General features: G+C 68.2%; 14 protein-coding genes. 10 read left to right on the top strand and 4 right to left on the bottom strand.

Annotated elements, in window-relative coordinates; translation table 11 throughout:
* Positions 1-4 precede the first annotated feature (4 nt).
* The 5 genes from MicroSTF_RS11200 to MicroSTF_RS11180 all read left to right on the top strand — a co-directional run bounded on the left by MicroSTF_RS11200 (position 5) and on the right by MicroSTF_RS11180 (position 4457).
* Positions 5-433, top strand: coding sequence for a cupin domain-containing protein (locus tag MicroSTF_RS11200; protein WP_029267957.1), 429 nt, complete (start codon positions 5-7; stop codon positions 431-433).
* Positions 434-510: 77 nt separating this feature from the next.
* Entirely contained in the window at positions 511-1362 is an 852-nt protein-coding gene (locus tag MicroSTF_RS11195; protein ID WP_029260708.1) for an ABC transporter substrate-binding protein, read from the top strand.
* On the top strand, positions 1359-2225 hold the full coding sequence (locus MicroSTF_RS11190; RefSeq protein WP_029260707.1) for an amino acid ABC transporter permease: 867 nt from the start codon (positions 1359-1361) through the stop codon (positions 2223-2225). Before MicroSTF_RS11195 ends, MicroSTF_RS11190 begins: the two co-directional genes overlap by 4 nt.
* Complete coding sequence (locus MicroSTF_RS11185; protein ID WP_021199478.1) at positions 2222-2959, top strand: amino acid ABC transporter ATP-binding protein; 738 nt, start codon at positions 2222-2224, stop codon at positions 2957-2959. Before MicroSTF_RS11190 ends, MicroSTF_RS11185 begins: the two co-directional genes overlap by 4 nt.
* A 130-nt stretch (positions 2960-3089) precedes the next feature.
* On the top strand, positions 3090-4457 hold the full coding sequence (locus tag MicroSTF_RS11180; protein ID WP_051671237.1) for a heparan-alpha-glucosaminide N-acetyltransferase domain-containing protein: 1368 nt from the start codon (positions 3090-3092) through the stop codon (positions 4455-4457).
* 64 nt (positions 4458-4521) lie between these two features.
* On the opposite strand, the gene pnuC is transcribed toward MicroSTF_RS11180, so the two are convergent.
* Both pnuC and MicroSTF_RS11170 read right to left on the bottom strand, forming a co-directional pair.
* Positions 4522-5235, bottom strand: coding sequence for a nicotinamide riboside transporter PnuC (gene pnuC / locus MicroSTF_RS11175; protein WP_029260705.1), 714 nt, complete (start codon positions 5233-5235; stop codon positions 4522-4524).
* Positions 5232-5765: a GNAT family N-acetyltransferase gene (locus MicroSTF_RS11170; RefSeq protein WP_315068611.1), complete on the bottom strand. Its 534-nt coding sequence runs from the start codon at positions 5763-5765 to the stop codon at positions 5232-5234. Before MicroSTF_RS11170 ends, pnuC begins: the two co-directional genes overlap by 4 nt.
* A gap of 235 nt (positions 5766-6000) precedes the next feature.
* Here MicroSTF_RS11170 and MicroSTF_RS11165 point away from each other — a divergent pair, with 235 nt between their 5' ends.
* From MicroSTF_RS11165 to MicroSTF_RS11150, 4 genes are all read left to right on the top strand, one after another.
* Positions 6001-6450 (top strand): peptidase inhibitor family I36 protein, encoded by a 450-nt coding sequence (locus tag MicroSTF_RS11165; RefSeq protein ID WP_029260703.1) that lies wholly within the window; start codon positions 6001-6003, stop codon positions 6448-6450.
* Positions 6451-6479: 29 nt separating this feature from the next.
* Positions 6480-7352, top strand: coding sequence for a hypothetical protein (locus tag MicroSTF_RS11160; RefSeq protein WP_036331805.1), 873 nt, complete (start codon positions 6480-6482; stop codon positions 7350-7352).
* A gap of 63 nt (positions 7353-7415) precedes the next feature.
* Positions 7416-8636, top strand: coding sequence for a peptidoglycan-binding domain-containing protein (locus MicroSTF_RS11155; RefSeq protein WP_315068606.1), 1221 nt, complete (start codon positions 7416-7418; stop codon positions 8634-8636).
* A 1-nt stretch (position 8637) separates the two neighbouring features.
* The gene (locus MicroSTF_RS11150; protein ID WP_036271968.1) at positions 8638-10581 is read left to right on the top strand and encodes an ATP-binding cassette domain-containing protein; all 1944 of its coding nucleotides are present in this window, start codon (positions 8638-8640) and stop codon (positions 10579-10581) included.
* Positions 10582-10632: 51 nt separating this feature from the next.
* On the opposite strand, the gene MicroSTF_RS11145 is transcribed toward MicroSTF_RS11150, so the two are convergent.
* Entirely contained in the window at positions 10633-11832 is a 1200-nt protein-coding gene (locus MicroSTF_RS11145) for a hypothetical protein (protein WP_029260699.1), read from the bottom strand.
* A gap of 83 nt (positions 11833-11915) precedes the next feature.
* Here MicroSTF_RS11145 and MicroSTF_RS11140 point away from each other — a divergent pair, with 83 nt between their 5' ends.
* Positions 11916-13265: an HNH endonuclease gene (locus MicroSTF_RS11140; RefSeq protein WP_322955606.1), complete on the top strand. Its 1350-nt coding sequence runs from the start codon at positions 11916-11918 to the stop codon at positions 13263-13265.
* A gap of 49 nt (positions 13266-13314) precedes the next feature.
* On the opposite strand, the gene MicroSTF_RS11135 is transcribed toward MicroSTF_RS11140, so the two are convergent.
* A complete protein-coding gene (locus MicroSTF_RS11135) occupies positions 13315-13554 on the bottom strand; it encodes a hypothetical protein (RefSeq protein ID WP_029260697.1) in 240 nt (79 codons plus the stop codon).
* Between the last annotated feature and the right edge of the window lie 103 nt (positions 13555-13657).

Below are 13657 nucleotides of genomic sequence, written 5' to 3'. Positions count from 1 at the left end.
TCTCATGACGCAGCGCCCCGCGACCGCCGAGCGGCTCGACCTCGCCCCGCATCCGGAAGGCGGCTGGTTCCGCCGCACCTGGACGAGCCCGCTTCCCGTCGAGACGCCGAACGGTCAGCGGCCGGCGGCCACCTGCATCCACTACCTCCTCCTGCCATCGGAGAAGAGCGAATGGCACGTCGTGACCAGCGACGAGTTGTGGCTGTGGCACGGGCCCGGCCGACTCGAACTCCGCCTCGGCGGAGACGGTGCGGAACCGGGCGAGGCGACGGCGATCGTGCTCGGCCCCGGAGAGGCGGCGCAGGTGCGTGTGCCGGCCGGCGTCTGGCAGGCCGCGAGGCCGCTCGACGCCGACGAGGTGCTGGTGTCGTGCTTCGTGTCCCCAGGTTTCGACTTCGCCGATTGGCGACTCGCCGCATCGCCTACTCTGTAGAGGCAGACCGTGTCTGCAGAAGCAGACCCGTCCTGCCTCGCCGTCTTCTCCATACCCTTCCTCGCCCTGGAGTCATCGTGCCCTTCGCTCCCGCCCTCCGCCGCGCTGCAGCCGTCGCCGCTGCTGCCGCCGCCATCGCCCTCACCCTCTCCGCCTGCAGCTCGCCGTCCACGGGCTCCGGCAGCGGAGACGGCTCGGGCCTTCCGACCGTGACCGAGGGCAAGCTCACGATCGCGACCGGCGAGCCCAACTACGAGCCGTGGTTCGTCGACGACGACCCCTCCAACGGTGAGGGCTTCGAGGGCGCGGTCGCCAACGCCGTCGCCGAGCAGCTCGGCTACACGGCCGACGACATCGTCTGGGTGCGCACCACCTTCGACGGCGCCATCGCACCGGGCCCCAAGGACTGGGACATCAACCTGCAGCAGTTCTCCATCACGGATGACCGCAAGAAGGCCGTCGACTTCTCGTCGCCGTACTACACGACCACGCAGGCCGTCGTCGCGGTCGGCGGCTCGCCCGCGGCATCGGCGACCACGATCGACGAGCTCAAGGCCACCAAGGTCGGCGTGGCCAGCGGGACCACCAGCTACACGGTCGCCAAGGCCCAGCTCGGCGAAGCGAACCTCAACGTCTTCAACTCGGTCGACGACGTGGTGCTCGCGCTCAAGGGCGGGCAGATCGACGCCATGATCACCGACCTCCCCGGCGCCTTCTACGTCGTCGGTGCCCAGCTCGACGACGGCGTGGTGACCGGTCAGTTCGCCGACGCGAACGGCGGCGACGACTTCGGCATCGTCCTTCCCAAGGGCTCCGCGCTCACGGCCGACGTCACCAAGGCCGTCGACGCCCTGCGTGACGATGGCACGCTCGACGAGCTGCAGCAGAAGTGGCTCAGCGACGCGGTCGACGTCCCCGTCCTGAAATGACCTCGACCTCCGTCGACGCGGAGTGGCAGCCGAGCGAACTCGAGCTGTCACGCCGCGCTCTGCGGCGTCGGGCGACCACCCGATCCATCCTGATCGCGTTCGGCAGCAGCATCGCCCTGTTGGCGGTGCTCGTCGTCGTCGTCGTCAACACCCCCGGCTGGGCGATCGTCAGCCAGACGTTCTTCGATCCGCAGGTCGCGCTGGAGAGCATCGGTCCGATCTTCCAGGGACTGCTCGTCAACCTCCTGGTGCTCGTCATCGCCGTGGTGTGCGTCGCGATCCTCGGCACGCTCCTGGCTACCATGCGCTCGCTGCGCGGCCCGGTGTTCTTCCCTCTGCGCGCGATCGCCGCGGCCTACACCGACTTCTTCCGTGGCATCCCGCTGCTGATCGTGCTGTACCTCGTGGGGTTCGGCATCCCCGCGCTGATGATCTTCCCGCGCATGCCCCCGATGTTCTGGGGCACGATCGCGCTGGTCCTCACCTACTCCGCCTATGTCGCCGAGGTGCTCCGTGCAGGCATGGAGGCCGTGCATCCCTCGCAGCGCATCGCCGCGCGGTCGCTCGGGCTGACCCACGGGCAGACGCTCCGGATCGTCGTGATCCCGCAGGGCGTGCGCAAGGTCGTCCCCGCCCTCATGAACGACTTCGTCTCGATGCAGAAGGACGTGGGGCTGATCTCGGTGCTCGGCGCCGTCGATGCGGTCCGTGCGGCACAGCTGATGGTCGCCGAGACCTACAACTTCACACCGTACGTCGTCGCCGGCCTCATGTTCATCGTGCTCAGCTGGCCGATGATCCGCCTGACCGATGTCGTCACCGCGCGTCTGAACAAGCGCGAGCAGGCCGGAGGAGTCGTATGAGCGTGCCCGTGATCGAGGCCAGGGGTGTGCGCAAGCGCTTCGGCGATCATGACGTGCTGCGCGGCATCGACCTCGCGGTCGGCACGCACGAGGTGGTCGTGCTGATCGGCGCGTCCGGCTCGGGCAAGTCGACCCTCCTCAAGACCATGAACCTCATCGAGGGCATCGACGACGGGCAGATCTTCCTCTCCGGCGAGGACATCACCGACCCGCGGGTGGACGCCGACGCGGTGCGGGCCCGGATCGGGGTCGTGTTCCAGCACTTCAACCTGTTCCCGCACCTGACCGTGCTCGACAACGTCACGCTCGCCGCCGTGCGCGTGCACGGCATGCGCAAGACGGAGGCGCGCGCCCAGGCACGCGCGTTGCTCGACACGCTCGGCCTCGGCGCCAAGGCCGACGAGTACCCCGACCGGCTCTCCGGCGGGCAGCAGCAGCGCGTGGCGATCGTGCGCGCGGTGCTCACGCAGCCCGAGGTGCTGCTGCTCGACGAGATCACCAGCGCCCTCGACCCGCAGCTGGTGGGCGAGGTGCTCGATCTGGTGCGACAGCTGAAGCAGCAGGGCGCCACGATCGTGATGGCGACCCACGAGATGTCGTTCGCGCGTGAGGTCGCCGACCGCATCGTGTTCCTCGAGCACGGTGTCGTCGTCGAGCAGGGACCGCCCTCCCAGGTGTTCGATGCCCCGCAGCAGGCGGCCACCGCGGAGTTCCTGGCGCGCGTGCAGCACTGACGCCCGGCGGGAAGCGCGCGGCGTCGACGCTCATCCGCTCGACGGATCGAAGCGGTACTGAGGGTGGATGCGCGCCCTCGGAGGTGCGTGCTGAGCTTGAGGTCTCCGCCGATTCCTCGAGAGGTCCCACGTGAGCACGCCCCACATCATCCCGTCTTCCGCCGCGCCGACGGCCGACGCCTCCGCGGCCGACTCCGGCGACGGCCCACGCCGCGGCGGAGGCGCCTCCACACGTCGGCGCCGCATCGTCGGCGTCGACGTCGCGCGCGGACTCGCCCTGGTGGGGATGTTCGGCGCACATCTGATGGTCGCGAGCGGTCCCGACCTGACCCTGACCGACCCGTCGACATGGCTGGACATCGTCAACGGTCGCTCCTCGATCCTGTTCGCCCTGCTGGCCGGGGTCTCGCTCGCGCTGATGACGGGCGGTGCCGGTACCGCGTCACCGGACGAGCTCCGGAAGATCCGGTTGCGCCTGGTCGGTCGCGGGGCGGCGATCTTCGTGATCGGGCTCGTGGTCGAGCTGCTGGGCTCGGGAATCGCCGTGATCCTCACGCTCTACGGCGTGCTGTACATCCTGGCGGCGTTCACGGTGCACCTGCGCACCAGAGTGCTGGTGATCGCGGGGGCGGCACTCGGCATCCTCGGTCCGCCGCTGCTCGCCCTGATCGGCACGCTCTCGCCGGATCTGGGCGGCCCGGGGCTGTCGCTGGTGCTGTTCGGCACCTACCCGATCACGGTCTGGGCTGCGCTGCTCTGCGCTGGTCTCGTGATCGGACGCCTCGACCTGACCCGGGTGAAGACGGCAGTCGTCATGCTCGTCTGCGGAGGACTGATCGCGATCGGCGGTTACGCGCTGGGTGCGCTCCTCACGTCGCCGCCGCAGGAAGTCGCGTCGTCGAGCTCCACGTCCGGTTCGGGTTCGGGTTCGGGTTCGATGGGCATGATCCCCGGGGACGAGGTCGACGTCTCCGGACTGGCGTGCCAGACCAGTGACGGCGTCGTCGTCTGCTTCCCGCCGGAGAAGGCCTCGCTGTTCACGGACGACGGCGGCGGCATCGAAGAGGGGCAGTCGTACATCGATCGCGTGGCTTCGGAGGACCCGCCCGCGAAGATGCTCGAAGCGGTCATCAGCGTCTCGGCCCACTCCGGCGGCGTGCTGGAGGTGCTGGCATCCGGCGGCTTCGCGGTGGCCGTCCTCGGCCTGTGCCTGCTGGTGACCCGTTATGCGCGGTGGGCCGTTCTCCCGCTGGCGGCCTACGGCGCGGTTCCGCTCACCGGCTACGTCGTCCAGGCGATCCTCATCCTGGCGGGGGCGGCGACCTGGCTGCCCAACCCGGTGCTGCCGTGGATCGCGCTCTCACTGCTCATGATGGCCGGCGCGCTCATCTGGACGCGCACGGTCGGCAAGGGCCCGCTCGAACGACTCACAGCGTGGGCAGCCGACGCCATGGCGCTGACAGCGAAGACGACGCGCACGGCGAAGCGCCGGCGCTGAAGACGGCCTCGTGTCGAGGAGGGGCGACATCGAGGCGGAGGGGGATGCCCGGGGGGAGGGGAGCTCAGGCGAGCTCTTCCTCCTCCGGCCGTCGCGGGCTCGGGTCGGGCGGCAGGATCTCGATCGGATGCGCGGCGGTGCGCTGCGCCCGCCACCAGATCACGAAGCCGATCGCGGTGAAGACGCCGTAGAAGACGTACATGAAGCCGGTGGCGTAGTAGCCGGAGCTGAACAGCAGCGGCACCCCGACGACGTCGACAGCGATCCAGACCAGCCAGAACTCGGTCCAGCCCTTCGCCATGCCGTAGGTGGCCAGCAGCGAGCCGACGAACGTCCAGGCGTCGGCCCACACCGGCTCCCACGATCCCAGCAGGCGGAACAGCGGGGTCAGGGCGACCGTGCCGACGACCATCACCAGCACCATGCCGATGCGGGCGCTCGTCGGCGCCCAGCGCGGGACCACGCGTCCGCCGTCGAGGTTCCGCCAGCGCACCCATCCGTAGATGGCGACCGCGATGAACATGATCTGCCGCCCGGCCTGGCCGAGCAGGTGCGGCAGTGACGGATCGGGGCTGAGAGCGGAGCCGAGGAAGACGGTGAGCAGCAGCAGGTTGCCGATGATGCCGACCGGCCATGCCCACACCTTGCGTCGCATGCCGCCGAGCGCGCTGGCGAGACCGAACGCGTTGCCCACGACCTCCCGCACCAGGAGTGTCTGCCCGCCGGGCAGCATCCACTGCGAGTTGAAGGCGTCGACGAACCACTGCAGCAGGTTCATGGTCGGGATCCGGCGTCGGGTTCGGGGCGGTCGTCGAGCACCCGCTGCAGCATGCTCAGGTCGAGCCAGCGTCCGAACTTGGCACCGACCTGCGGCATGCGTCCGACCTCGACGAAGCCCAGGCGCTCGTGCAGGGCGATGGAGGCGGCGTTCCCGCTTTCGATCCCGGCGATCATCACGTGCATCCCCGCGTCCCGCGCACGATCGACGAGCGCCGACATGAGGGCGGTGCCGATGCCGCGACCGTGCTGGCCGTCGAGGACGTAGACCGAGTGCTCGACCGTGTGGCGATAGCCGCTGTGCGGACGCCATTGCGCGTACGACGCGTAGCCCAGCACCCCCGTGTCGTCGACGGCGACGATGACTGGGTAGCCGCGGGCGGTGCGATCGGCGAGCCAGGCGACGCGGTCGGCGAGGTCGACCGCCTCTTCGTTCCAGATCGCGGTGGTGTGCAGCACGGCATGGTTGTGGATCGCGGTGATGGTCTCGAGATCGGCGGTCTCGGCGTCCCTGATTCGCACGGTTGTCATCGGCGGGCGTTCTCTCTTCTTCTGCGCTTCGGGTGCGCATCCTTCTTCGGCGCTTCGGGTGCGCATCGCCGACGCTAGCAGGAGGAACGGGCGCTGGGCGTGCTGCGGCCGAACAGTTACGGGGGCGACGTGCGGGCACCGCGCTTGTCCCCCGAACGGCCTACAGACGCGCACACGAACCATGTCTACTGTGTAGAACGTATTGTTTTAGTAGGCGGGTGCATCGGAGGATCTCATGTCTTTGGAACACGCGCGTCGCGCAACCTGGCGCACAAGAGCGGCCAGCGCGCTGATCGCACTCGTCCTGTCCGGGGTGGGAGTTCTCGCCTTGGCGGGCCCTGCCGCAGCCGCGCCGAGTGATTGCCCATCCGGGTACACGTGCAGTTACTCGGGTTACAACTACACCAACGACGCATGGCAGCAGCCGTCCACGCACAAGTTCGCGAACTGCGTGGATGTCATGGCCATCGGCTGGAGGTCCTACGGCGACGTCATCTCCTCCACCTTCAACAACGGGCGCTCCCAGAACTCCTACCTCTACAAAGGACAGAACCAGACAGGAGGGAAGGGCCTCCTTATCCTCCGGGGGCAGGGCTTCGGCAATGTGGGTAGCTACAACGACGAGATCGAGTCGGGATACTTCAGCGGCACCCTCAGTAGCGTTGGTTCGGCTCTATGCCGGTGACTTCTCCGCGCGTAGGTGGCCGCCTGGTCATGGCGACCGTCCTTGCGGTCACGGTTGCCGGGGGTCTGGTGGGGTGTACCGCGTCCGACAGTGAGACGGATGCGGGGGTGAGGAATCAAGCGGCTTGGAAGATGCCTCTTGATGAGTTCGTCGTGTATTCCCCGGACCTGGACAACTATGCGGAGCAGTTGTTGATCTCGGATTGTCTGGGTGCGCAGGGGTATGAGTGGCCGGTGCCGTGGCAGGATACCGACTTCCCCCGTGCGGAAGACTTCAACCGGGTAGGTCTGCGGCTGTTCAATCTGGAACTGGCAAAGAAGTGGGGTTACCATTTCGCGCGGCTGGATGATCCGGAGAGCGCTGAGCTGTGGTTGACATACACAGAGACAGTGGATTCGTACTTTCCGAATCAGGAACTGGATGACGCGCTCGTGGCCTGCACTGACAAGATCCGCGCGAAAGACAAGGACTTCGCATCCACCGCCGACGGGCTGAACTACAACGCTGAGCTATCCGCCCAGGCTTGGGACATCGTGGAGCAGGATCCGGATGTGGTCAAGGCGGTGAAAGCCTGGCGGGAGTGTCTGACCCCACGGGTGGATTACGCGGTGACTCAAGAGCAACCTTGGGAAGGAGCTCCTTATGAGGTGGCAGAGGTGTGGGGTGCGGTGACCGGGTCGTCGTCCGCGCCTTCGGCGGAGGAGCTTGCTGCGGCTGTTGCTGATGCGGAGTGCCAGGAGTCGAGTGGGTGGGCCTCGCTCTGGTATGAGCGGAATTGGGAGGAGCAGGAGAAGCTCGTCGCGGAGAACAGGGACAAGCTCGATCGGATCCGTGCGGACGCGATCGAACGGAAGAAGAAGCTGTTGACGATCGTGGCGGAGAACGCGCCAGCCGCGCCCTAGAGAGGCGGCGCGAGAGTTGGCTCGGTAACGAGCCTTGGCCGATCAGTGAGTGATGAGAGTCCGATGGATGAAGTAGGTGTGCCGGAGACGGCGAGACGGTCACGCTGGATCGTCGTGATCGCCGTGGTGCTGATTGTGGCGCTGATCGGTGCCGGGTTTTGGTTTGCGGCGCAGTTCCAGTCGTCGGCGCAGCAGGAGGCCAACGCCAAGGCGCCCGCCCCCGGGCCGGTCTTCGCAGAGGTCACGCAGGGGGCGCTGGCTGGCGAGGTCGGCTTCACCGGGCAGGCGGGCCCGTCGACGCAGACTCCGGTGACGGTGCTCCCTGTCGCGGAAGCGTCGCTCACCGTCGTCACCGGACGCCCACTGGCGACGGGTGCGACCGCTTCTTCGGGGCAGGTTCTCACCGAGGTCAACGGGCGCCCTCTCTTCGGTGTGCAGTCGGCCTTCTCCTTCTACCGCGACATGGGCGTCGGGGATCGTGGCCCGGATGTCGAGGCATTACAGGCTGCACTCGTGGCGCGGTCGTACCAGCTCAACGCCGATGGGCGGTTCGGAGGCGAGACGGCTGCGGCGGTGAAGCGCTGGTATCAGGACAATGGCTATGAGGCCCCCACTCGCAGTGCCGCGGCGGAGAAGACGAGCCCGGAGGGGGGCGAGAAGGCGGCAGATCCGAGCGAGAAGGCGCCGGCTGCCGAGGGGTATGTTCCTGTCGCCGAAATTCTGGCGATGCCTTCTGCGTCCGCGCAGGTCGTGAAAGGTGTTCAGGTCGGGCAGCGTTTGGCGGCGGAGGGTGTGCCGGACTTCATCCTCGGGTCGGCGGATCTGGTGGTCACGATCACGGTTCCCGTCACCGATCTCGGGGATGTGGTCGCAGGAGACGCGGCGGTGATCTCGATCGGTGGCACTGAGGTCGAGGGCATCGTGGGAGACATCCGCCCCTCTGACTCGGCCGAAGACTCAGAGGGATCGGGCTCGAACGGTGATGCGGAACAGGCCGCACCCGAGGTCACTTTCGCCGTGGTTCCGAAAACAGCGCTGCCGGGGTCGTCGGGGCGGGCGCGGGTGGCGGTGATCAAGCAGATCGTGGCCGAGGACGCGCTGATCGTCCCGGTTCTCGCCGTGTCGGACCGAGGGCCTGACAAGAACGTTCTGACGAAGCAGCACGCCGACGGAACGCTCCTCGAGGTGCCGGTCACAGTCCTGGGCACACTGCAGGGCGAGGTAGCCGTCGAGCCGCGCGACGAAGGTGCCCTGAAGGCCGGCGAACTGGTTCGAGTCGGTTGACGTGTCGCTGATTCAGTTGCGGGGAGTGCGTCGGACGTACTCCTCGGCGGGTCGGCCCGAGGTCGATGCGCTTCGCGGCATCGACCTGGAAATCGACCAGGGGGAGTTCGTTGCGATCGTCGGGCCATCGGGCGGTGGCAAGACGACGCTGATGAACATCCTGGGGCTTCTCGACGACCCGACGGCGGGTAGTTATGTTCTCGACGGCGAGGAAGCTCGTGCCGGCGACGGTCGCCGCGCGGCGAGCGTGCGCGCACGGAAGATCGGATTCGTGTTCCAGGCCTTCCACCTTCTCGAGGCCAGGCCGGCCATCGACAGTGTCGAGTTGAACCTGCTCTACCGGGGCGTGCCCCGTGTGGAGCGGCGTGAGAGCGTTCTCGGCGCCATCGACTCTGTCGGCCTCGCAGACCGCGCCTTCCAAAGCACCTCGACACTGTCGGGCGGGCAGCGTCAACGCATCGCCATCGCCCGTGCGATCGCCGGGGATGCGAAGCTGATTCTCGCCGACGAGCCGACCGGCAACCTCGACTCGGTCAACGCCGCTCGGGTTCTCGATGAGCTCGAACGTATCAATCGCGATGGGGCGACGGTCGTCGTCGTCACTCATTCGGCCGAGGTCGCGGCACGGGCGCGTCGTGTGGTCCACATCGCCGACGGTGCGATCGTGTCCGACGAGCGACAGTCCGGCAGCGGAGCGAGTACGGCATCGAAAGCCCCTGCGGACGGGCCGCCGGCTTCTCCTTCGAATGATGCCCGCACGTCCCGCACGAGAGAAGATGAGCGGGTGCGGCTCACCGGGCGCATCCGGTTCGCCGACATGCTTCGCGACGCCTGGGCATCCGTGACGTCGAGAAGGTATCAATCGATCGGACAGGGGCTCGCCGTCGCCATCGCCGTGGCGTTGACGATCACCACTCTCGGGCTTGCGGCATCGGCGCGAGCGCAGGTATCCGCCACATTCGATGCCCACCTGAATCGTGAGGTCTCGGCGACGTGGTCGACGGGGGCCAAGAACTCGCTTCCGCCCGAGGAGGTTCCGCAGGCGATCGAGCGACTCAGCGGAGTGGATGCGGCTGCGGTCGTCATCGATCTCAACGTCAGCACGGTCTCGACGTTCGCGGAGGCACGCCAGATCCGGCCGCACGTCGCCATCGGAGATATCGTCGGTGCTGCGCGTCTCACGGTCGACGAGGCACCGTGGCATGCGGGACCCCTAGCGGGCGGCGAGGCCTACATCGGAGATCTTCTCGCGAAGGACATGCGGCTCAGCAGCATTGATGGCGCTCCCACGATCTCGGTTGATGGCGTCATATATGTCGTCGCTGGCATCATCACCACGTCCGCGCGCCTCCCCCTGCTCCGCGGCGAGGTGGTCGTGGGACCCCGCGACGGCCTCACAGCAAAGGGGGCCGTAGACGTGACGATGCTGGCCGTGACGTCCTCCGGCGCAGCGCAGCAGGTCGCCAAGCAATTGCCTTCGGCGTTGAACCCGTTCGAGCCGGAGCGGATCGTCGTCGTTGCGCCGACCGATTCCGCACAGCTGAGGGGGCAGGTCGAACAGGGCGTGCAAGCCACCCTCACCGCGTTCACGCTGCTGGCGCTGATCGTCGCGATCGCCGCACTCATGAACGCCACGCTCCTCGCTGTCAATGCGCGCCGCGGCGAGATCGGCATGCGCAAAGCGCTCGGAGCACGAGACCGGCAGATCGGAGAACTCATCACTCTGGAATCCGCAATCGTCGGTGTCGTCGGAGGGGCCGCGGGCCTGGTACTCGGTATGGCGGCAATCCTCGTCGTCACCGTGAGCCAACGATGGGCCCCCGTGTTCGACATCGTGCTGCTTCCGATCGCCATCGCTGTCGGCCTGATCGTCGGTGCCGGGGGAGGCGGACTGGCCTCGATCCGCGCCGCGCGTCTGCGCCCCGCGGAGAACCTCCGCAGCTGACATCCTCGCTGGACGCCGTCCGGGCGTGCTGCGACCGAACAGTCACAGAGCTCAGCGCGCAGTCGTCGTGCTCACGGCTTCGCGCACGAGGATCGCACGCCGCATGTCGGCCATGATCGGGTCGAAGAATCGCTCACGATAGCGGGCCTCGCTCACCGCGGAGAACACGAAGGGGAGGGCGGCGATCACCGAGAGCAGGGTGGCCGCCTTGAGCAGGTTGACGGTGAGCGGCAGCTTCGCCCCGAAGAACTCCAGGGGCTGCACCGCGAGCGGCTGTGCGGCGCTGCCGGGACCGAGCCAGATGCCGACGACGCCCGTGGGGACGGCGATGCCTCCGATCACGATCAGCAGCGCCGCGAGGAGCCCGGCGAAGAACAGGGCCTGCACCAGCTGCGCGACGGTCATCGCGAGCAGGATGTTGATGCGCTGCGGTGCGCGCAGTCGCCCCGGAGCGCCGGAGGTGACGGGGCGGCCTTCGGCGGGCGTGCCGACGAGCAGGGCGGCTCGCTGCTCGGGACTCGGTGCCTGAGCGTCGTCGTCGATCTCGGAGGCGCTGACTCGCAGCACGACGATCCCCGCGAGCACCGCGACGACCAGGCCGAGCAGGGCGATCGATCCCCAGGAGAGGGCGGATGCCATCTGCCAGACCTCGGCGGAGAAGAACGAGAACACGACGAGCATCAGGATCACCGGGAGGGCGATCGATGCCATGTGACCGATCGCCGAGGCGTTGCGCACCGCGAGGCGCGAGGCCCAGGAGATCATTGCGCCGCCGCCCATGCCGGTCACCAGGATGCAGAGGCCGAGCACCAGGATCGTGCGGAGGACCGGGCCGACGGTCGCGTCGGGCTGGGCGCTGTATCCGTAGACGATCGTGAAGGCGAGGCACGCGGCGATCAGCACGAGCGCGACCGCGGTGCCGATGCCCACCGGGAGGCGACGCAGCAGGGCGCGCACGAGGTAGTAGGCGGCCCACGCGAGCCCGATCGCGAGCAGGAAGATCACCACGGCGAGGAGGACGAGCAGGATCTCCCATTCCGTGGAGTCGTCGTCGAGAGCGAAGTCGAAGACGACCTCGATCCCGTCCTGGAAGAGGTACGCGGCCACCGCGACCCACGCGATCAACGGTGCGACACGGCGGGGGAGGTCGGTGAACCAGCGGCGTAGCGGAACGAACGTCGGAAGGCCCTGTTCACGGAACCAGCGGTCGGCATCGCGCTTCGTGCTGCGCAGCTTCGGGGACGCGGACATGGCGATGAGACTACGGCAATGACGAGGCGCGGAGTTATCCACAGGCCTTCCTGAGATTCGAACATATCTTCTAAGATGGAGGTATGGCGAACCCGCATCTGAACCCGCTCCTCGAGGCGATGACGTACCTCGAAGACGCGTGGGGCGATGCGACGAACGCGGCCGATCTGAGCCGCGCGCAGCTGCTCGATGCGCACCGGGCGATGGGACTGGTACAGCGTCGGCTCGACGGCATCCATGCCGAGATCGCGGCGGGCATCGCGCGGGAATCGCGTCCGGAACTGGGGCCTGCGGGTCTCGCGAAGCAGCAGGGATTCCGCAACCCGGCGACCATGATCGCCGCCACGACCGGCGGATCGACGGGCGACGCGGTGCGGCTCGTCAAGATGGGGGAGGCGACCGCGCCGCGGGCGAACCTCATCGGCGAGAAGCTGCCCCCGCGGTACCCCGAGGTGCAGCGGGCGATCGGCGCCGGCGAGCTCAGTGCGGCGGCCGCGGCGCTGATCGTGGCCCTGCTCGACCGGGCGCGCGTGAAGGCCGGGATCGAGCGGATCGTCGATGCCGAGCGACTGCTCGTCGAACGTGCGGCAGGGCTGTCGCTCGATGACGTGCGCAAGCTCGTCGTGCACGCCGAGGCCTGGCTCGATCCCGACGGTGTGGCTCCGCGCGAAGATGAGGCCCGGTCGCGGCGCTCGCTGACGATGTTCGAGCGCGACGGGTCGCTGCATCTGACCCTGCAGACCGACATCGCGTCCGGCGCTCCCGTGAAGGCGGCGATCCAGGCGTACGTGACGGCCACGTTCCAGGCGCGGGCGCACGTGCTCGACCCCGCGGCGCCTGATGCCGACCGTCGCACGGTCGCGATGATCCAGGCCGATGCGCTCGTCGAGATCTGCGCGCATGCGAGCGGATGCGACAACGGCGGGCTTCCGGTATCCGGTGCGACCGTCGTCGTCCGCGTGGGGCTCGACGACCTGACCGCAGGCACCGGATTCGCGACGGTCGACGGCCTCGATGAGCCGGTCAGCATCGCCTCATGTCGTCGGATGGCGGCGGGTGGGGGCATCATCCCCGTCGTGCTCGGCGGTGGCGGCGAGATCCTCGACTGGGGGCGCGAGAAGCGGCTGTTCACCCGCGCCCAGAGACTCGCGCTCGTGGAACGCGACGGCGGTTGCGTGATGTGCGGGTTGCCCCCGCAACTCACCAGGGCGCATCACCTGCGCTGGTGGCAGCGGGATGCCGGACCGACCGATCTCGACAACGGAGTGCTGCTCTGCGAGAGCTGTCATCATCGCATCCACGACAACGACTGGGAGATCAGGATCGAGGGGCGGGGGTTCGCGGCGCGGGTGTGGCTCATTCCGCCGCCGAACGTCGACCCCGAGCGCAGACCGAGGCTTGGCGGCAGAGCCCGGTACGACATCGCGGCGTGAGTGCGCCGTCTCCTCGGGCAGACACCTTCGTCGCGCTCGTCCGGTGGACTCAGCCCGACGAGGTCGGGGCGTTCTCGATAGATTTCAGTCGGGAGGTGAGGGCGGCGAACCCCGCTGACCAGGCCGCGCCCAGCCCCGCAGCAGTGGCGCTGGCAGCAGTGAGCTGGCCACCGGACTCGCCGATTGCGGCGAAGACGAACCAGACCGCGGCCGCACCGATCCCCACGATGGCGATGGCGGAGATCAGGCGCCGGGTCCGACGCAACTGCGTGGCGTGATCGGTGCTCATGCTCCGATCAAACCGGAGCGGACGGCGGGCCGCATCCCCCGCGCGGCGGATAGCGACGACTCGGGCCGGGGCTCGGGCTGGGGCTCGGGCGGGGGCTCGGGCT

The sequence above is a fragment of the Microbacterium sp. STF-2 genome (assembly GCF_034650155.1).
Classification (GTDB): domain Bacteria; phylum Actinomycetota; class Actinomycetes; order Actinomycetales; family Microbacteriaceae; genus Microbacterium; species Microbacterium maritypicum_A.
This window is presented reverse-complemented; position numbering and strand designations above follow the sequence as displayed.